Origin of the sequence: Caenispirillum salinarum AK4 (genome assembly GCF_000315795.1) — a bacterium.
GTDB lineage: Bacteria > Pseudomonadota > Alphaproteobacteria > Rhodospirillales > Rhodospirillaceae > Caenispirillum > Caenispirillum salinarum.
The window spans coordinates 140,560-160,292 of the sequence record NZ_ANHY01000002.1 but is presented as its reverse complement, the minus strand read 5'-3'; the positions used below and the strand labels follow the sequence as shown (position 1 = coordinate 160,292).

Here is a 19,733-nt window from a genome sequence, read left to right as displayed (position 1 = left end):
AGACCCGCCTCGCGGAAGGACGCTTGCGCCGGTTGCCTAACCTTGTATAGGCTTGCCTATAATATCTCGGAGACGGCCATGCGCAAATTATTTTTCCCCCGCGCCCTGCTCCCGGACGGATGGGCGGAGGATGTGACGGTGGCGGCCGACGCCTCGGGCCGCATCACCGGCGTCACCGCCGGAGCCCCCTGCCCCGCCGACGCGGAACGGCAGGAGGGCGCGGCCATTCCCGGCGTGCCGAACCTGCACAGCCACGCCCACCAGCGCGCCATCGCCGGCCTGGGGGAACGGTCCGGCCAGGGCGCGGCGGACAGCTTCTGGAGCTGGCGCGACGCCATGTACACCGCTGTCGGGCGCATGGAACCCGATGATTTCCAGGTGGTGGCGACGCGCGCCTATATCGAGATGCTGAAGGCCGGTTTCACCCGTGTGGGGGAGTTCCACTACCTGCACCACGCCCCCGGGGGTACGCCCTATGACGATCCGGCGGAGATGAGCCACCGCGCCGTCGCCGCCGCCCGCGCCGCCGGAATTGGCATGACCCTGCTGCCGGTGCTCTACACCACGGCCGGCTTCGACCGGGCGCCGCTGTCGGAAGGCCAGAGCCGCTTCGGCCACGACGGCGCCGGGTTCCTGAAGCTGATGGAACGGCTGGACAAGGCCTATGCCGATGCCGTGGACGTGGACCTGGGCATCGCCCCGCACTCCCTCCGCGCCGTGCCGCCCGACCTGCTGGCCGAGGTGACGGCGGCCCGGCCTGATGGTCCCATTCACATCCACATCGCCGAGCAGACCGCCGAAGTGCAGGACTGCATCCACCACACCGGCCGCCGCCCGGTGCAATGGCTGCTGGAGAACGCAGCGCCGGACGAACGCTGGTGTTTGATCCACGCGACCCACGTCGACCATGACGAGGTGGTGGGCATGGCCGAGGCCCGGGCGGTCGTCGGCCTGTGCCCCACCACCGAAGCCAACCTGGGCGACGGCATCTTTCCGGCGGAAGATTACCTCGCCGCCAACGGTCGTTTCGGCATCGGGTCGGACAGCCACATTTCCATCAGCCCGGTGGAGGACCTGCGCTGGCTGGAGTATGGCCAGCGCCTGACCACCCGCCGCCGCACCGTCCTCGCCGGCGGCCCGCGGGCCTCCACCGGCGCCCGCCTTCTGCGCGGCGCGCTGGCCGGCGGCGCCCAGGCCATGGGAGCGGATATCGGCGCGCTGGCGGAAGGCGCGCGGGCCGACATCGTGGTGCTGGACGACGCCCATCCCCTGCTCGCCGCCCGCTCCGGCGACGCGCTTCTGGACAGCTGGATCTTCTCCGGCAACGCCACCACCGTGCGCCACGTCATCGTCGGCGGCCGGACGGTCGTTGAGGACGGCCGCCATCCGCTGGACGAAGACAGCGCCGCCCGTTTCACCCGCGTTCTTGAAAGGCTGTTCGCGTGACGACCTCCCCCGACGCCATCGCCCTCACCCCCGGCGGGCTGAGCATCGACGCCCTGCGCCGCATCTATCGCGACGCCGCCCCCATCGCCCTGCCCGACGATGCCCGCCGGCGCATGGCCGAGTCGCGGGCGCTGGTCGAGCAGATCGCCGCCGGCGACGCCGCCGTCTACGGCATCAACACGGGCTTCGGCAAGCTGGCGCAGAAGCGCATCGCGCCGGAAGACCTGGATACCCTGCAACGCAACCTCATCCTGTCCCACGCCACCGGCGTCGGCGAACCGCTCGACGACGGCGTGGTGCGGCTGATCCTGGCGAGCAAGATCGCGAGCCTCGCCGTCGGCGCCTCGGGCATCCGGCCGGAGGTCGTCAACGCCCTGCTCGGCCTTTATCACGCCGGTGCAATGCCTGTGGTGCCGTCCAAGGGCTCCGTCGGCGCCTCGGGCGACTTGGCACCGCTGGCCCACTTGTCCGGCGTGCTGCTGGGCGTCGGCCACATCCGCATCAACGGCGAGACCGTCAGCGCCGACGAAGGCCTGAACCGCGCCGGCGTGGAGCGGATCGAGCTGAAGGCCAAGGAAGGCCTGGCGCTCATCAACGGCACGCAGGTCTCCACGGCGCTGGCGCTTGCGGGGCTGTTCGAGATCGAGCGCTGCTTCAAGGCCGCCGTCGTCTCGGGCGCGCTGTCGGTGGAAGCTGTGAAGGGCAGCCACAAGCCGTTCGACGCCCGCATCTCCGACCTGCGCGGCCAGCCGGGGCAAATTTCCGTTGCCCGGGCCCTGCGCGCCCTTCTGGCCGACAGTCCGCTCAACGCCAGCCACCAGGGCGAGGCCTGCGACCGGGTGCAGGACCCGTACTCGCTCCGCTGCCAGCCGCAGGTCATGGGGGCCGTGCTCGACCAGATGCGCATGGCCGCGCGCACGCTGCGCATCGAGGCCAACGGCGTGACCGACAACCCGCTGGTGCTGGGCGATACGGGCGAGGTCATCTCGGGCGGCAACTTCCATGCCGAACCCGTCGCCATGGCCGCCGACCAGCTTGCCATCGCGGCCTCGGAGATCGGCGCGCTGGCGGAACGGCGCATCGCCATGCTGATCGACGCCTCCATCAGCGGCCTGCCGCCCTTCCTGGTGCCGGAACCGGGGCTGAACTCGGGCTTCATGATCGCCCACGTCACCGCCGCCGCGCTGGCAAGCGAGAACAAGACCCTCGCCCACCCGGCCAGCGTCGACAGTCTGCCGACATCGGCCAACCAGGAGGACCACGTCAGCATGGCGACCTTCGCCGCCCGCCGCCTGCGCGACATCGCAGGCAACGTGGCGGATATCGTGGGGATCGAGCTTCTGGCCGCCGCGCAGGGCCTGGAATTCCACCGCCCGCTTCGGTCCTCGTCGGACATGGAAGCGGCGCTGAGCGTCATCCGCTCGCGCGTGCCGCGGTACGAGGTCGACCGCTATTTCGCGCCGGACCTCTCCGCCATCGGCGCGCTGGTGCGGGACGGCGGACTGGACGATGCTGTGACCTTCGACCTGGACCCGGCCTGAGGACTTCCCTGAATGCCCGACGTCTACGATCTGACCCGCGGCGACAGCCCGCTCATCGTCAGCATGCCCCACTGCGGCACGGAACTGCCGCCGGGCCTGGAGGAGCGCCTGACGCCCGAGGCGCGGACGCTGCCCGACACCGACTGGCACATCCCGCGCCTCTACGACTTCGCGCCCGGCATGGGCGCGACGGTGATCAGCGCCCGCTATTCGCGCTACGTGGTCGACCTCAACCGGCCGCCGGGCAACGAGAGCCTCTATCCCGGCCAGGCCACCACCGGCCTGTGCCCGGAAACCCTGTTCGACGGCACGCCGCTGTACGCCGACGGACGCGGCCCCGGCGAGGACGAGGTGGGGGAGCGGGTGGACACCTACTGGCGGCCCTATCACGATGCGCTGGCCGCGGAGATCGCGCGGGTGAAGGACCGCCATGGCTTCGCGCTGCTCTATGACGCGCATTCCATACGCAGCCACGTGCCGCGTCTGTTCAAGGGGCGCCTGCCCGACCTGAACCTGGGCACGGCCATGGGCGAAAGCTGCCCGGGCTCCTTACGCGAGGCCCTGGCGCTGGTGCTGGCGGAGATTTCGACGCACGGGCATCCGGCGGTGGTCGACGGGCGCTTCATCGGCGGCTACATCACCCGCCACTACGGCCGCCCCGGCGAGAGCGTCTTCGCCGTGCAGATGGAACTGGCGCAGGCCGCCTACATGGAGGAAACGCCGCCCTTCGCCTTTGACGAGGCCAGGGCGGCGGAATTCCGCCCCCACCTGAGGAAGGTGCTGGAGACGCTGCTCGGCTTCAGGCCCGAGGGTCCTTTGGGCGAGTAGGGTCGCGGAGCCGACGGCGTGTGCGGAGCAGACACTGCGCCCCGGCGCCGGGCAGGCGCATGAACCCTGGTGGCGCCTGAGCGGAAAATGTCCTAGCGGGCACTGGCGGACTGGCGGCCGCCGCTGGCGCAGGCGTCCGTCACGCGCCACAACGTCCGCACCTCTTCCAGCGGCACGCCGTTTTCAGGGTTGCGGTCCATGCTGGCGACGGGGTCCAGCCCCACGCAGGCGTCCAGCGGTGCACGGCGCGGACCCTGCGTATAGATGTGGGTCACGCCGAGCGCCCGCAGATGCTCTGGCGTACCGCCGGCGGCGCCAGTCGCCTCAAGCGTCGTCCGCAGCCGGTAGAAGCCGATGACCCGGTTTTCCAGGCTTTCGCCCCGCAGCATGTAGTTGCGCGCCCGCGGGCCCAGGTTCAGGACCGTGCTGCCCGGCGGCAGGGAATCGATGCCTTGCGGGTAATCGTAGAAGGCGTGCCGATCGAAGCGGCTGGAGGCGACGAACTGGCTGCCCGCCGTCATGGCCTCCCGGCTCGCCAGCACGGCCAGCATGAGGACGCAGGCGGCCGCCCCGACGCCGACCAGCCCCGTGCGCCACCGCCCGGCGGCCTCCGCCACCAACGGCGCCACAAGGGGCACGGCGAGCACGATGGCGCCCATGATGTAGCGCGGCTGGCGGTCGTTCATCACCCACCACAGCGCCACGACGACAAGCGCGGCGGCCAGCAGCACCGCCTGGGGGAAGCGCACCGCCCGCCGGCCCGCCTCGCGCGCGGGCCGCAGCACGCGCCAGGCCGCCGCCAGGACGGCCAAGGGCACCAGGGCGGCGAAAAAGGCACCGAAGCCCGAACTGTGCTTGTAGTTCTGGTCGATGAAATGCCATTCGATCCAGGGATAGGCCAGCCACTCCAGCGGCTGGCGCACCCACTCGAACTGCGTCGACTCGCGTGCCGAGTAATCGACGTCGGGCGCCGTGGCGAACCCCAGCCAGTCGGTAATCGGCGGCACGTTGATGGGATAGACGGGGCTGCCCAGTTCGATCCAGTTGCGAACGAGCCACGGCCCCGCCAGCACCACAACACCCAGCGCATAGAGACCGCCGTCGCGCACCATCGCGCGCACCGGACGGCCGCTTCGTGACGCCGCACCGACCAGGATCGCGACGCCCAGCACCATCGCCGGCACCACGTGCAGAGGCTTGAATCCGTAGGCCAGCCCCGCCAGGGCACCGGCCAGCAGCAGGACGGCGGTCGGGATGCCATTGGCCTCGCGTTGATGATGGAGCAGGACCGCCAGGAAGGCCAGCGCCAGCAGGCCCGCCGCGGCGACGTCCGCCCCCAGTTCCAGGCTGGAAAACGCGAAGACCGGAATGGTGGTGATGCCCGCCGCCGCCAGCAGGGCGCCGTCGCGCCCGCCGCCGGCCACGCGGCCCAGGCCGTAGACGGCCACGGCGGTCAGCAGCAGGAACGGCAGGTTGGCAACCGCCACCAGACGCTCGGGCAGGGCCTGGAGCAGCAGGCCGGCATAGAGGCTCATGTTGGCCGGGAAGGTGTGCATGTAGGCGTGATCCCACGGCTGCACAGACCCGGTGTCGAAGATGTGCAGGCCGATGGGCAGGTGGTAGGCCCAGACCTCGAACCCGCGCGGAAATCCAAGGGCGAGCAGCACCCCGGCGCCCAGGAACGTCAGCCCGGCAAGCCACGCCGTCCCCCGTGCCAGCACAACCGGCGCCCGCGGCTCCGTGCCGCCTGCCGCCGGTCCGGCAGCCGCGCCCGCCGCCGTCCGCCGTGGTCCCCGCGCACGAAGCGCCGCCCACAGCAGGCCGACGAGTACGACCTGCACGGCCAGAAGCGGCCCCGGCGCCATGGACGGCGGCGCCCCTGCCAACTCGGCATAGGCCAGCAGAAGCGGCGGCGTGAAGAACAGCAGGGGCGGCAGACTTGCGGCCCACGAAAGCCGTTCGACGCCTGACGCGGCACCAAGGCGCTTCAGCACCAGCGCAGTACCGGCGAAACTCAGCAGTAGATATGCCAGAAGCACGATCAGTGTCACGACTACCTCACCCTCCGGCAATCACCGCCAAGGCGGATCGCATGTCTGCCAAGTGGTTCTGCAAGCCCTCGCTCAACAGCAGATAGGCCGCCAACGACACGGCCGCGAGCGCCACCACCAGGCGACCGCGGGTGCCATCGTGCGGCGGGTCGTTCATGTCAGGGTCGACCATGGACGCGCCTCCTCATCCGCCCCCAGAATGCTCCATCGCTGAACCGGGCGGCGCGGACGATGCGGCCGACGTCCGCCGACGCATGGTCATCAGCGATCCGATCACCAGGAGCGCCGCCGCCCCCGCCGCCAGGACGAACGCCCCCCGCTCCACGGGCGTCAGGCGTCGAACGATGCTCACGTCGAACGGGCCGGCGGGCACGCAGACCCTCATGCGTCCATCGGCGGCGGGCCCGAACCTCACCCCTGCGACCGACGTGTCCCGCGCCAGCACCCAGGTCGGATAGAACAGGTGGTGCAGCACCATGCAGGACGGTTCCGCTGCCGTGCCGGCGAACGTGATGCGGTCCGCGGCCCACGTCGCCTGCCCCGCGTCCGCCACCCCCTCGTCTACCACGACGGGCGGTCGGGGCGCCGACGCGTGACGCTTCAGTTCGTCTTCCGTCAGAGAATGCGCCCCGGCCCAGATCGGCCGGTACTCGGGCACGTCTTGTCGCAGGCGCACCGCTTCGGGAACGGGAATGGCCGCCGCACCCTCGCTCAGGACGGAGGCATGAAGCCAGACCGCGCGTTTGACCGCGGTCGAGGTCAGGATGCCGGACCCGATGACGATCCCGATGGCGGCGACCAGGAACAATGGACGCGGCGTCGCGGTCGTGATGTGAGCAAGGGCGCCCGCCATCAGTCCCGTAGCGACGGTCAGGGCGACCGTGAAGCGCCAGGGAAACTGGATGGTCTGCAATGGCTCGACCCACTCCCACACCGGCGTGCTGACCGCGGTCATGAAGAACAGGCTGACGCCCGCGACGGGCAGGGCCAGCAGCAGCAGGTCCCGCATCGGCGGGCCCAGGCGCCGCCGGGCCGCGAAGGCCAAACCCGCACCACCAACGATGACCAGCAGAGACGGCAAGACAGCCCACGCCGTCAACTCCTGAGGCGTGCCGTTACTGCCGGTGAAGGCGAAGTTGACGCTGTAGTCGAAATACGGCTGGTCGACCAGGGCGTTGACGTTGATCCATCCGGTTTGCGTCGCCACGGTGCTGAGATACGGCGAGGCCAGCGCCACACCGAGGATCCCGGCGAGCACCAGCCGACCCACGCTGACGAGGCGCAGCGAGCGGGGCTGCCGCATGCAGAACAGCAGGGCAGCCGGGCCGATGGTCGCGGCGCAGATGGCGGCCGACGGCAGATGGCTGGCGATCATCGCCGCCGTCACCAGCGCAAGCAGCGCGACGCCGTGCCGCTGCCGGTCGATGACGCGCAATATGAGCAGGATGAGCCACGGCGCCATCATCATGGTGGCGTGTTCCGCGAAGCCGAAGCGCTGCAGCAGGTCAAAGAACAACGCGAAAGGATGAAGCGCAAAGACCAGTCCGCCGATCATGGCGGAGGCCGGGCCGATGAAGCGCCGCAGAAGCCGGTTCATCCCGAAGAAGCCGACCAGGGTGAAGACCGTCGCTGTGGCGCCCAGCCCGTGCAAAGGCGTCGCCGCGAGGTTCAAGGCGTCCAGCAGCAGACCGATGCCGGCCGCGACGACGACGGGAAAGATGCCGTAAAAATATAGCGCCGGACTGCCCAGCCCGGCGTTGCCGTTAATGAGCCAACGGGGATAGAGATCACCCATCAACACCTGCTCCTTCAGGGACAGGTGCCAGACGGCATGCGGAATACGGTCCCAGCCGGGGAGTGCACCCACCAGCCAGAGCGGCCATGTCGCGGCAAGGATAGCCGCGACGGCAGCAACTGCGTACCAATGGGCGGACAGCTCTTTCGCGGCGCGTGGAGCACGAAGGCGCGATCGCGGCATGGACGGATCTCTCGACCGTTCTTGTTTCGAGTCACCGCACACTATAGGGGCTCGGGTTTCCGGCTGTCGCGTGGCCTTGGGCCGTAATCAGAACGTGGGCACGGCCCGCGCATAACGCGCCATCCTGCGGCATCGGCGATAGCCGTCCGGCTTCGGCCGAACGTTGCTTCGTTACCGCGCATGAACCCGGGACGCGAGCCGCCGCCATGGCTACCGTTCTACGCGGACCGTCCGTCTGCCGGAGATGTCGCCATGCCCTTCACCGCCGCCAAGTCCCCCTCCCCCAAGCCGCGCACCGGCGTGCCTCTGGAGTGGGCGTCGACCGGCGAGACGGCCGCCGCGGCCCCGCAAACGGTCGACCTGTCCATCATCGCCCCCATGTACAACGAGGAAGAGGTGCTCGACATCTTCTTCCGCGAAATCACGCGCGTGCTCGACGGCCTGGGGCTGACGTGGGAGATCGTCTGCGTCAATGACGGCAGCCGCGACCGCACCCTGCCCCTGCTGTTTGAACGGGCGGAGCGGGACCCGCGGCTCGTGGTGGTGGACCTGTCGCGCAACTTCGGCAAGGAAGCGGCCCTGACGGCCGGGCTGGAATACTGCTCGGGCGCCGCGGTCATTCCCATCGACTGCGACCTGCAGGACCCGCCCGAGGTCATCGTCCAGATGGTCGAGAAATGGCGCGAAGGCTATGACGTGGTTTACGGCGCGCGCGCCAACCGCGACAGCGACAATTGGCTGAAGCGCACGACGGCGCTGGCCTTCTACCGCATGTTCAATCGTATCACCGACGTGCCCATCCCGGTGAACACCGGCGACTTCCGACTGATGGACCGGGCGGTGGTCGAGGCCGTGCGCCGTCTGCCCGAACGCAGCCGATTCATGAAAGGCGTCTTCGCCTGGGTCGGCTTCCGGTCGGCCGCCGTTGTCTACACCCGCGCCCCGCGCGCCGCCGGCAACACGAAATGGCGATACTGGAAGCTGTGGAACTTCGCCCTGGACGGCATCACCAGCTTCACGACCCTGCCGCTCCGCGTGTGGAGTTACGTCGGCGCCGTGGTCGCCGTGCTGGCGTTCGTCTACGCCCTGTTCACCATCGCCAAGACGCTGATCCTGGGCGTCGACGTTCCCGGTTATGCCTCGCTGCTGACGGTCATGCTGTTCCTGGGCGGGCTGCAACTGCTGTCGCTGGGGGTGCTGGGCGAGTACCTGGGCCGCACCTTCCAGGAGGTCAAGCAGCGCCCGATCTATCTGGTCCGCAGCGTCCAGCGCGGTGCCGGCGGCTCCATCAAGGCCCCGGCGGCGCCCGAACGCCTGCGCACCGCCCCCGCGGCCGAGCGCGCGGCCCAATGACGAACGGCGATCCGACGACGACGGCCGCCCGCGTCCTGCGCCGAACGCCGCTGGCGCGGCTGGCCGGGCTGCCGGTGATGGAGATCGCGCGGTTCGGCGTCGTCGGCCTGGCCGCGACGGCGGTGCACTACCTGACCGCCCTGGCCGCCCTGCCGGTCGCCCCGCCGCTGTACGCCAACGTCGTCGGGTTTCTCACCGCCGTCGCCGTCTCCTGGATCGGCCACAGTCGATGGACCTTCCGGGCCGCGGCCGACGGCACCGGGGCGGGGGCGGCCGCGCGCCTGCCCAGGTTCGTCGCCACCGTCATCGGCGGCTTTTCCATGAGCCAGGGCACGCTGTGGCTGGTGGAGCGCTTCGACGCCCTGCCCGACGCGCTGGCGCTGATGGTGGCGGTGGGCGTGGTGCCGCCAACCACCTACCTGCTCAACAAGTACTGGGTGTTCAAGTGAAGGGGTGATACCGGACGACACTCGAAACCCGACACCCCTCGTCCGGCGAGGCCGGCTGGCCGTCGCTCAGGCCGCCGCCCCGCAGCACTTCTTGAACTTCTTGCCCGACCCGCAGGGACAGGGATCGTTGCGGCCGACCTTCTGCACGGTGCGCGGCGGCGGGCCCATCTTGCCGTCGACGTAGTACCAGGTGTCGCCGTCCTTGGCGAAAACGCTGGTCTCGTGGTGGACCTGTGGCTTGCCCTGGAAGGAGAAGTGCGCCACGAACTCGACCACGCCCTTGTCGTCGGCCGGGCCGCCGGCCTCGGTGGAGCGGATTTCCAGGCCCTGCCAGGTGCTTTCGCGCGACCACTCCGCCACCGCCTCGCGCTCGAAGTCGTCGCGGGTGTCGGGTCGCAGGGTTTCTTCCAGATAATCGACATCGCCCTTGGTGAAGGCGGTATAGCGCGAGCGCATGAGCGCCTCCGCCGTCTCAGCCTTGGCCTTGCGCGCAAGAAGGGGGCCGCAGCAGGCGTCGTAGTCGCGGCCGGAGCCGCAGGGGCAGGCAGTCATGGAAGCAAACCTCTTGCCGGACGAAAAAGTCGGCCCCCTGATACCCTACAGGGGGCCGATGCGCAAAGCCTCTGTCACGCCGGCGTCATACCAGCTGACGCCGGATGGTCTCGTTCCAGCTGTGGCAGAACACGCGCGTCTCGCCCTCGTAGGCGTCCAGGTCGGCGCGGACGTAGAAGTTTTCCGCATCGCACGTCAGGACCGTGCGGGTGACCGTCTCGACCTCCCAGTCGCCCTGGCGGAAACCGCGCGTCCACAGGGTCTCGCCGCGCAAGGAGTCGTACTCGTTGTTGTAGCTTGAGTACCATTCGCGGGTGTCCGACCAGACCTCCAGCCCCTCCGACTCGATGCGGAAGCGGCCGTCGTCCTTGACGACCTCGAGCGTGGAGACGTCGGTGGCGAGGTCCCGTATGACGCGCCACGTGCTCTCGCCCACGTCCAGGGTGGTGGTTTCCATCGGCGGCGCGTGCTCCACCGGGCCGAAGCGGATCTGCTCGTCCTTCTCCGGCTGCGGCGTGCGGATGGGCAGGGTCAGGTGCGAGTCCTTCATGTAGATGCGCAAGGCCGCCTGCTCCGGCGGCGCCCAGGCCAGCGGCCAGTAGCTGGTCGACAGCGACAGGCGCAGGCGGTGGCCCTTGGGGATGGTCGCCCCGCAATCGTTGAGCTTGAGGAACACCCGGTACTTCTCGCCGGGCTCCAGCGGCGTCGGATGCTCGTGGGTCTCGCGGTGGGTCAGGTTGAGAATGCCCCAGGTCACGCGCGTCGCCTCGTTGGAGGGGCGCACGTCCGACAGACGGGCCGCCACCATGGCCACCGGCGCGCTGGAGGTCAGCTCCAGTTCCAGCCAGGGCGCGCCCAGCAGCATCAGGTCCTCTTCCAGCGGCTGCGTGGTGAAGGTCAGCGCGCCGCCGTCCTCTTCCCGCTGGTCGTGGGCGAGATCGGGCCCGGCGGCATAGGAACACCACTTGCCGGCATAGAGCCCCACCGACAGGGGCGATTGCAGGGTGCGGACGTCGTCGGGTGCGACCTCTCCTTCCGAGCCCGCGTCCAGCAGACGGTCCGAGCACAGGGGCAGGCGGCGGCGCTCGATGTTTTCCGACGGCCAGCAGGGCTCGCCGACCCAGCGGCCGGGACGGATTTCATAGCTGGTTGTGGGCGGCGCACTGTCCTGGATCCAGGCGCGCAGCATGGGCTCGTCCATGATGCCCGTGTCGCGCCCCTTCAGCCAGTGGTCCCACCAGCGGATGCATTCCTGCAGGAAGCCGACCGGCGGGCCGGGTTCGCCCTTGTGGGGGTATTTGTGGCTCCACGGCCCGACGATGCCCTGCTTGGGCCCCTGAAGGTGCTGGAGCAGGCGGAAGACGGCGTTGGTGTAGCCGTCGGCCCACCCCGAGACGGCCATGACCGGCGTGGTCACCAGGCTCCAGTCCTCGTTGATGGAGCCGTGCTTCCAGAAGTCGTTGCGGTGCTGGTGCTCCAGCCACTTGGCGAGCCACAGGCCGCTGCCCTTCAGGCGCTCCATCCACATTTCGCGCCACTTGTCGCCCACCGTGTTGGGGTTGGGCGGCAGGCTGTTGTAGGCGAACATGGTCGAGGCCCACGACAGGTTGTCGCCCAGGAGGCAGCCGCCCATGTAGTGGACGTCGTCGGTGTAGCGGTCGTCGGTGGAGCACACCGACACCACGGCCTTCAGCGGCTTCGGGCGGCGGGCGGCGATCTGCAGGCCGTTGAAGCCGCCCCAGCTGATGCCGATCATGCCCACGTTGCCGTCGCACCAGGGCTGCGCGGCCAGCCAGTCGATGATCTCGCAGCCGTCCTGAAGCTCGCTTTCCAGGTATTCGTCTTCCAGCACGCCCTCGCTGTCGCCCGAACCCCGGATGTCCACCCGCACCGCCGCATAGCCGTGGCCGGCGAAGTACGGGTGGTTGATGGCGTCGCGGGTAGCCGTGAAATCGTGCTTGCGGTAGGGGATGTATTCCAGGATGGCGGGCACCGGCGCGCCATCGCTGTCCGTGGGCCGCCAGATGCGCGCCGACAGGTTGATGCCGTCGCGCATGGGTATCAGCACGTGGTCGTCGCACCGCACCTCGTGCGGCATCTCGTGCATGTCCTTGACCGTCATCTTACCCCCTACTGCTTCTCGGTCATCGGTGTCACGCGCCCTCCTCGTCGACGGGCGTCAGCTCCAGCGGCAGCTTTTCGCGCAGACGTTCGTACTTGGCGTCCACGTCGTCGAAGTCGTTGCCGCCAAGGAACACAACGCCCACCTCGTAGGAATAGCTGTCCTGGTCGATCAATTCGTCCAGGCGCTGGCCGTCCTCGACCTCCATGCGGATGTAGCAGTCGCACTCCCGCTGCAGGGCGTTGATCTCGTCGTCCGTCGGCGCGTGGGTGACTTCGGCGTTCTCGTAGACGCGCATCATGTATTTGGCGGCCACCGGGAAGCGGCCCTCGCGGTAGGGCATTTCCGGATGCCGGCCGGTGGACAGCATGACCGCCACCTGCTGATGGCTGGCACCGTCCACCATGGCGAACAGTGGGCAGTGGGACTTGGACATGCGGCTGTTGATCTCCAGCACCCACAGCTTGTCCTTTTCCTCGTCCCAGAAGAATTCGATGTTGAACGGCGTATTGTCGAGGCCCGCGACCTCGGCCCACTTCTTGGCCGCCTCGATCATGCGGTCCTGGATGCCCTGCGGCAGTTCCGACGGATAGCGGTAGGCCCGGAAGCTGACGCCGTTGGGCTCGTTGATGCTGTCGATGACGCCGTAGACCTCGGTCTTGCCCTCGTGGACGAAGCACTCCAGCGTCGCCTGACGGCCGCCGATGACGTCCTCGGCGATGCAATGCCGGCCGTCGAGCTTGCGGATGTCCTCGGGCAGGTCGGCGCGTTCCAGGAAGTAGTTGAAGGGCTCCGCGAAGTGATGGATGTTCTCGCGGATTTCCTCGATGGCCTCCTTCCATTCCTCTTCGCTGTGAATCATGAAGCCGAGGAAGCTGGAGTGCGCCTTAACGGGCTTGAGGAAGAACGGCGGCGTCACCTTCAGATCGCCCCAGTCCTGCACCTCGTCCGGGTTCACCACGTCGAACTCGGGCGTGCACTCGGGCAGGTGCTCCTTCTGAATCAGGCGGCTCCAGGCCTTGTGTTCGCAGCGCAGCACGCTTTCCAGCGTCGGGCCGGGAAGATCGCGCTCGCCGCGCAGCAGCGGCAGCATGCTGGTCGACGGAAAGTCCCACCACGAGATGATGCCGTGCACCGGCTCCTCGAAGCTGTCCAGGTCGGCGCGCGCCTTCGACAGCAGGTCCGGCACGTCGTAGGTCTCGGCGAAGGCGACCTCGTCAGGGTCCAGCAGCGGGTGGAAATGGTAGTCCGCCGAATTGCGGATGGTCTCGCACATGCGCTCGTTGAAGGGGTCGAGGCCCAGCACGAAGATGTTGGTCTTGTCGGTTGTCATGGCCGTCCTCTCGCTAAGGCGTTTGCCTATGGAACGGCTGCGCTGGAACGACGTTCGAAATCAGAACGATTCTTGAAAAGTCATGCAATAAAGCCGCAGTGCTATGCTCGGGCAAGACCTTCCGGGAACCACGCCAATCATTCGGTACAACTGCCCGACATTACGGCGACATTGGCAGAAGGGGCCTACGCCATTGCCTCGGCCAGCCGCGCCAGCCCGGCATCGTCCGCCGGCAGGCCCAGCCGCAGCCAGCGGGGCGCATAGGCGAACGGCCGCGCCAGGATGCCCGCCCGCGCCAGCCGCTCGAACCGGGCCGCGGCGTCGGGCGCCTCGATCAGCCGGAACAGGTCGGTGCCGCCGACGATCGTCAGCCCGGCCGCGGCGAGAACACCGTCAAGCGCCCGCCGGCGCTCCGCCAGCCAGGCCCGTGTCGCGTCGCGCCATGCCAGGTCGGCCAGCGCCGCCGCGCCCACTGCTAGTGCCGGACCGGCCACCGCCCAGGGCCCCAGGTTGGCGGCCAGAGGCGCGGCCACGTCCTCGCCGGCCACCGCGAACCCCAGCCGCAGGCCCGCAAGACCGTAGAACTTGCCCGGCGAGCGCAGGATCACCAATCCCGGTCCGCCGGCCCGGCCGCACAGCGAGACGTCGGGCGCCACGTCGGCGAAGGCCTCGTCCACCACCAGCCAGCCGCCGCGCCGCGCCTGGCCCTCCGCCAGGGCCAGCAGGGCGTCGGGATCATGGCGGCGCCCGTCGGGATTGTTGGGATTGACGACCACCACCACGTCCGGCGCCCCCGCCTCGTCCGGCGCCGGCGGCCTGGAAAGATCCTCGACCGCGTGCCCGGCGCGCGCCCAGGCGGTGGCGTGCTCGCCGTAGGTGGGGCCGACGATGCCCACGCGGCCGCGCGGCCGCAACAGCGGCAGCCACTGGATGAGCGCCTGCGTCCCCGGCGCCGGCACCACGGTCGCCCCCTGCGCGACGCCATAGGCCGCCCGCGCCGCCGCCACCAGCGCCGCATCCTCCGCCGCCTCGGGCAGGCGCGTCCAGGCGTTGGCGGGGATGGGCGGGACGGGATAGGGCCGCGGGTTGATGCCCGTCGACAGGTCCAGCCATTCGGCACGCGGCCGCCCGGTCGCGGCGACGGCGGCCGACAGGTTGCCGCCGTGGTGGCGGAAGACGGAGAAGGGATCGCTCATGCCGCCTTGATAGCAGATTTGCCGCCGCCGTCCATGGCGTCCGCACCCTCGGCATCGGTGGCCGAAGTGCCTACTGCGCCGCCTGGCCGGCTTCGGGCTGGCGCGGCTCCACCCCGCTGCGGGGCAGGATGACGCGGAACAGCGCACCGCCCTGGGGCGAGGCCTCCACCCAGATGTGGCCGCCGAAGTGCTCGACGATCTGGCGCGAGATGGCCAGCCCCAGGCCCGTGCCGCCGCCTGGCCGCCCGCCCTCGGCCTCGGGCACCTGGACGAAGCGGTCGAACACCTGTTCACGCCGGTCGGCCGGGATGCCGGGGCCGTTGTCGGCGACGGAGATGCGCCAGTCATCCCGGCGGCATTCGGCCTTCACCGTCACCTGACCGCTCTGCGGCGGGGCGTATTTGGCGGCGTTGGACAGCAGGTTGACGAAAACCTGCGTCAGGCGGTCGCGGTCGGCGTGGACCGGCGCCACCTCGGTGTCGCCCTTGATTTCCAGGCTCAGGCCGATGCGGCGCTCGGTGTAGAGTGCGTTGACCACGCCGCAGGCATGTTCCAGCGCCTCGCGCACCGACACCGGCGCCATGTTCCAGTCGCCATGCCCGGCCTGGAGGCGCGCCAGGTCGAGAAGCTGGTCGATGAGGCGCGTCAACCGCTCGCTCTCGCGCACGATGATGCCCAAAAAGCGTTCCGCCTCCTCGCGCGTCAGGTCCGGGTTGTCGGTCAGGATTTCGGAAAAGCTGCGGATGGACGTCAGCGGCGTGCGCAGTTCGTGGCTGACGGTCGAAAGGAACTCGTCCTTCAGCCGATCCAGTTCCTGCAGCCGGCGGTTGGCCTCGCGCAGTTCGGCCGTGGTTTGCTCCAACTCGCGCGATTTCTGTTCCAGGCGCTGGCTGTATTCGATGACCTGGCTGGTTTCCTCGAGGATCTTCAGCACCTCGTTCAGCGACACCATGTCGCCCTTGGCGACCGAGGCCACCATCACCCGCGCCGAGGCCGCGCCGATAGAGCCCGCCAATTCCTGCTCCACCGCTGTCACCAGGGCCGGATCGGCGTCGGTGAGCGAGCGGATGCTGCGCGCCCCCATGCGCTTGGCGTGCTTGCGGAACAGGCGGTAGGCGACCGTGTGGCCCAGGAACCGCTGGGTGAGGGCGTACAGGTCCTTCACCGTCGCGGCGCGGCGCCACATGTGCGGCGTGGCGGTGTCGCGGCGGCGGAAAATGTCGACGAAGACCGTCGCCTGCACGCGCTCCAGCGGCCCCTGCTTGCCGAAGACCGAAACGCCGACGAAGGCGCCGATGTTGAACAGCCAACTCCAGAACAGGGCATGGGCCAGCGGGTCCAGCCCGTCCAGCCCGAACAGCGCCTCCGGCCGCAGCAGCGCGAGTCCCCACGGCCCGGCCTGGACGACCTCGGGCCCGATCCAGTCCGCCGACGCCATGCTGGGCAGCACCAGCGTGTAGGCCCACATGGCGAACCCCGCCAGCAGGCCCGCATGGGCGCCGGCGCGGGTGGCGTTCTTCCAGAACAGCCCGCCCAGCATGGCGGGCGCCAGTTGCGCCATCGCCGAGAACGAGATCAGGCCGATGGAAGCCAGCGCCCCCGTGCCGCCGGTGGCGCGGTAATAGCCGTAGCCCATCAGCAGCAGCGCCACGATGGCGGCGCGGCGGATGAACAGCAGCAAGCCGGTCAGATCGCCGCGACTGGTCAGCCGCAACCACTTCAGCCGCAGCAGCAGGGGCATGACCAGGTCGTTGGAAATCATGATGGACAGACTGATGGCGGCCACGATCACCATGCCTGTGGCACTCGACAGTCCGCCCAGGAAGGCGATCAGCGCCAGCACCTGGTTGTCCTGCGACAGCGGCACGGTCAGGACGAAGCTGTCGGCCTCCGCCCCCGACGGCAGGTGGATCAGGCCGGCCACCGCGATGGGCAGCACGAACAGGCTGATGACCGCCAGGTACAGCGGGAAGGCCCAGGCGGCGGTGGAGACGTGGCGCTCGTCGACGTTCTCCACCGCCGTCACCTGGAACTGGCGCGGCAGGCAGATGACGGCGACCATGGCCAGCAGAAGCATGGTCACCCAGCGGTCGGTCGCGGTCGCACCGGACAGGGCATAAAGCTGGGCGACGTCGGGCACGCGCTCCGCCGCCAGGGCGAACAGGTCGGCGAAGCCGTCGTGCATGATGAACACCACGAACAGCCCGACGGCCAGAAAGGCCAGCAGCTTCACCAGGCTTTCGAAGGCGATGGCCGCCACCACGCCCTCGTGGTGTTCCGAGGCGTCGATGTGGCGGGTGCCGAACAGGATGGCGAAGACCGCCATGGCGGCCGCCACCCAGAAAGCCGTGTCCGCCGGCACGGCCGCCGGCGGCGGGCTGGGGGCGCCGACGATGGCGTGAAAGCCCACCAGCGCGGTGTAACTGGTCGCCACCGCCTTCAACTGCAGGGCGATATAGGGCATGGTGCCGACCACGGCGATCACCGTCACCAGGCCCGACAGCCGCGGCGACTTGCCGTAACGCGACGATATGAAATCGGCAATGGACGTCACGCGGTGGGTGCGGGTAATGCGCACGATCTTGCGCAGCACGAACCACCAGGCCAGGAACATCAGCGTCGGGCCCAGGTAGATCGTCAGGAACTCCGGACCCTTGCGCGCAGCCGTGCCGACGGCGCCGTAGAACGTCCAGGACGTGCAGTAGACGGCGATGGACAGCGTGTAGACCATCGGGTTGCGGATTACACTGCGCCCCTGCCCCGCCCGCCGGTCGCCCCACCAGGCGATGGCGAACAGAAGCCCCACATACAGCAGCGAGGCGGTGACGATGAGCCAGGGGGCGACCATGAGCGGACCTTAGCGCCCCCCGCCGCCGGCGGGAAGATCGTCGTCGGGTCCGGGTCCGGGACCAGCCGCCTCCGCCGCGCCGGCGCGCGCGGTGCCCGACTGCGCGCGCTCGGCCAGGTTGGCAGCGGCCTCGGCGGCCTCGGCGGCGCGGGTGGCGTCGTCCAGCCGGCGGGCCAGGACGGCGTTGAGCCCGATCAGCCCGCCCCAAACGACAAAGATGTAGACATAGAACAACGGCGCACCGAAGGCCTCCGCCCGGTGGTCGACCACCAGCAGGAACGGCGGCAGAAGCAGCACGAATCCCAGGATCACCAGAAGCACCGCCCGCTCGCGCAGGCCCTGGAGCCTCGGCTGCGGGGCGGCGGTCATGGCGTCACCGGATCAGGCGGACGCGCTGTGCGCGGCCGGCTCGGGCTCCAGCAGGGCGCGCACCCGGGCGACCACATCACGGGTGGAGAAGGGCTTGAGGATGTAGTCGTCCACGCCCAGGTCCAGCCCCTTGCGCCGGTCCACGTCCTTGCCCTTGGCCGTCAGCATGACGATCCGCACCTTGTCCAAGGCGGGATTGGCGCGCACCGCGCGGGCCACGGCGAAACCGTCGCAGCCCGGCATCATGATGTCGAGAAGCAGAAGGTCGGGCACCGTGCCGGCCTCCAGCAGGTCCAGCGCCTCGCGCCCGTCATGCGCCAGACGCACGTCGTAGCCCTGGCGGTTCATGAGAAACCGCAAGGACTCACCGATATTCCGCTCGTCTTCCACGACGAGAACCGAAATCGCCACTTGTCACCTCCCCAGGCTCCGGACCAGCGGCGTTTGGTTTTTCGTTCTGACGTCGTTGCGCCTGCCGCGATCCACCACGTTCATGATCGTGGTTCATCGAAGGCCACCCCCGCCTTCGAAACAGACCCAGGGTAACGCCGCCGAGGGATCGTGTCACCCCTCGGCGTTCGCAAAAACAACACATGGTCGTACGCCCAACCGGATACGCGCGCGCTGGCAGCGGTGGAGGAAGATCGCAGGTATCAGGTTGCCGCGGCCGGCCGGGCGGCGGGCCATCAATGGCTGAGCAGGGTCGGCACCGTGGTCTGTTTCAGCAGACCGCGGGTGACGCCGCCGCGCAGCACGGCCGGAAACCCGTAGTGGCCGTAGCCGCCCAGCACCAGCAGATCGCAGCCGTAATCGGTGATGCGCGAGACCAGCAGGTTGGCGACCGACATGTCGCTGCTCTTGGGCTCGCGCAGCAGCTTGGGTTCGATGCTGTGGACCTTCAGGTGGTGCATCAGGCGGCCCTGCAACTCCTCGAAGGGCTTGTTCATCTCCTTGGGCGGCTGCACGGTCAGAAGGCGCACCTCCTCTCCGCCCGAAATGAGCGGCATGCCGTCGTTCAGCGCCCGCGTCGCCTCGCGCGTCCCGTTCCAGCCCACCAGAACGCGCCTGCCGATGTCGTAGAACAGCCCCGCGTAGGGAATGACCAGCACCGGCCGGGCGCTGTCGAGGATGACGTGCTCCACCAGATCCTCGGGCGTCTCCCCCAGAACGTTGTGGGGGTCGTGCTGGCCGATCACCGCCAGGTCGGCGTTGCGCGCGGCCTCGGTGGTTTCCTCGATGACCGTCGCCGCCGAGCCCAGGCTGGCGACATCGGCGTTGAAGCGGACGTCGGCCTCGCGGGCGCGCTTGGCGAACGTGTCGACCACCCACCCGCCGACGGCCGCCGTGGTCTTGGGCAAACCTTCCGGGATGCCGTAATCGGGAATGACGCCGTCGACCTGTGAAAAAACGGCCGTGACATGCGCCCCGAAGCGCTGCGCCATGACCAGCGTGGGCACCACCCGCTTCTCGCAGTGCTCGCTGCTGTCCAGATGCACGAAAATGTGCCGGTAGCTCATGCCACCCCCCCTGTCTCTTATAGGCGTCGACGGTTCAAAACATCGACGCTGCGTTTGAACGCCATGCAGGCTTTCGCGCCACAAGGCGCGGCGGCCCGTCGGCCTTGCCGGGCGACGCGCGTGTCCGGGTTCATGCGTCGCCCGATACCT

16 protein-coding genes are annotated in these 19,733 nt (G+C 69.2%); 5 read left to right on the top strand and 11 right to left on the bottom strand.

The window, feature by feature from the left end; genetic code table 11:
* Nucleotides 1–78: 78 nt before the first annotated feature.
* Genes C882_RS00830 through hutG form a run of 3 tightly spaced genes read left to right on the top strand, consistent with a single transcriptional unit; the run spans nucleotide 79 to nucleotide 3,815 of the window.
* Complete coding sequence (locus tag C882_RS00830; RefSeq protein ID WP_009538625.1) at nucleotides 79–1,446, top strand: formimidoylglutamate deiminase; 1,368 nt, start codon at nucleotides 79–81, stop codon at nucleotides 1,444–1,446.
* Nucleotides 1,443–2,987: a histidine ammonia-lyase gene (gene hutH / locus C882_RS00825; protein ID WP_009538624.1), complete on the top strand. Its 1,545-nt coding sequence runs from the start codon at nucleotides 1,443–1,445 to the stop codon at nucleotides 2,985–2,987. Before C882_RS00830 ends, hutH begins: the two co-directional genes overlap by 4 nt.
* A 12-nt stretch (nucleotides 2,988–2,999) precedes the next feature.
* Nucleotides 3,000–3,815 carry an N-formylglutamate deformylase gene (gene hutG, locus C882_RS00820; protein ID WP_009538623.1) on the top strand — a complete coding sequence of 272 codons (816 nt, stop codon included), beginning with the start codon at nucleotides 3,000–3,002 and terminating at the stop codon, nucleotides 3,813–3,815.
* A gap of 92 nt (nucleotides 3,816–3,907) precedes the next feature.
* Here hutG and C882_RS25635 read toward each other — a convergent pair whose 3' ends face one another.
* From C882_RS25635 to C882_RS00810, 3 genes are read right to left on the bottom strand one after another with little or no spacing between them, the layout of a single operon-like run.
* The gene (locus tag C882_RS25635) at nucleotides 3,908–5,866 is read right to left on the bottom strand and encodes a hypothetical protein (protein WP_009538622.1); all 1,959 of its coding nucleotides are present in this window, start codon (nucleotides 5,864–5,866) and stop codon (nucleotides 3,908–3,910) included.
* Nucleotides 5,867–5,873: 7 nt separating this feature from the next.
* Nucleotides 5,874–6,038 (bottom strand): hypothetical protein, encoded by a 165-nt coding sequence (locus C882_RS24840; RefSeq protein ID WP_009538621.1) that lies wholly within the window; start codon nucleotides 6,036–6,038, stop codon nucleotides 5,874–5,876.
* A gap of 12 nt (nucleotides 6,039–6,050) precedes the next feature.
* The gene (locus C882_RS00810) at nucleotides 6,051–7,844 is read right to left on the bottom strand and encodes a glycosyltransferase family protein (protein ID WP_152415151.1); all 1,794 of its coding nucleotides are present in this window, start codon (nucleotides 7,842–7,844) and stop codon (nucleotides 6,051–6,053) included.
* A 252-nt stretch (nucleotides 7,845–8,096) separates the two neighbouring features.
* Here C882_RS00810 and C882_RS00805 point away from each other — a divergent pair, with 252 nt between their 5' ends.
* Nucleotides 8,097–9,197, top strand: a complete 1,101-nt coding sequence (locus tag C882_RS00805; RefSeq protein ID WP_009538619.1) for a glycosyltransferase family 2 protein — start codon at nucleotides 8,097–8,099, stop codon at nucleotides 9,195–9,197.
* Entirely contained in the window at nucleotides 9,194–9,646 is a 453-nt protein-coding gene (locus C882_RS00800) for a GtrA family protein (protein WP_009538618.1), read from the top strand. The genes C882_RS00805 and C882_RS00800 overlap by 4 nt, the downstream gene beginning before the upstream one ends.
* 66 nt (nucleotides 9,647–9,712) lie before the next feature.
* Here the strand turns inward: C882_RS00800 and C882_RS00795 are convergent, their stop codons facing one another.
* From C882_RS00795 to C882_RS00760, 8 genes are all read right to left on the bottom strand, one after another.
* Nucleotides 9,713–10,198, bottom strand: a complete 486-nt coding sequence (locus tag C882_RS00795) for a YchJ family protein (RefSeq protein WP_009538617.1) — start codon at nucleotides 10,196–10,198, stop codon at nucleotides 9,713–9,715.
* A gap of 85 nt (nucleotides 10,199–10,283) precedes the next feature.
* A complete protein-coding gene (locus C882_RS00790; protein WP_009538616.1) occupies nucleotides 10,284–12,320 on the bottom strand; it encodes a CocE/NonD family hydrolase in 2,037 nt (678 codons plus the stop codon).
* A gap of 31 nt (nucleotides 12,321–12,351) precedes the next feature.
* Nucleotides 12,352–13,653, bottom strand: a complete 1,302-nt coding sequence (locus C882_RS00785) for an ATP-grasp domain-containing protein (RefSeq protein ID WP_009538615.1) — start codon at nucleotides 13,651–13,653, stop codon at nucleotides 12,352–12,354.
* Nucleotides 13,654–13,838: 185 nt separating this feature from the next.
* Nucleotides 13,839–14,849, bottom strand: a complete 1,011-nt coding sequence (gene cobD, locus C882_RS00780; protein ID WP_009538614.1) for a threonine-phosphate decarboxylase CobD — start codon at nucleotides 14,847–14,849, stop codon at nucleotides 13,839–13,841.
* Nucleotides 14,850–14,919: 70 nt separating this feature from the next.
* Complete coding sequence (locus C882_RS00775) at nucleotides 14,920–17,697, bottom strand: ATP-binding protein (protein ID WP_009538613.1); 2,778 nt, start codon at nucleotides 17,695–17,697, stop codon at nucleotides 14,920–14,922.
* Nucleotides 17,698–17,706: 9 nt separating this feature from the next.
* A complete protein-coding gene (locus C882_RS00770) occupies nucleotides 17,707–18,066 on the bottom strand; it encodes a hypothetical protein (protein ID WP_009538612.1) in 360 nt (119 codons plus the stop codon).
* A gap of 12 nt (nucleotides 18,067–18,078) precedes the next feature.
* Nucleotides 18,079–18,477: a response regulator transcription factor gene (locus C882_RS00765; RefSeq protein WP_009538611.1), complete on the bottom strand. Its 399-nt coding sequence runs from the start codon at nucleotides 18,475–18,477 to the stop codon at nucleotides 18,079–18,081.
* A gap of 275 nt (nucleotides 18,478–18,752) precedes the next feature.
* Nucleotides 18,753–19,583, bottom strand: a complete 831-nt coding sequence (locus tag C882_RS00760) for a universal stress protein (protein WP_009538609.1) — start codon at nucleotides 19,581–19,583, stop codon at nucleotides 18,753–18,755.
* Nucleotides 19,584–19,733 lie beyond the last annotated feature (150 nt).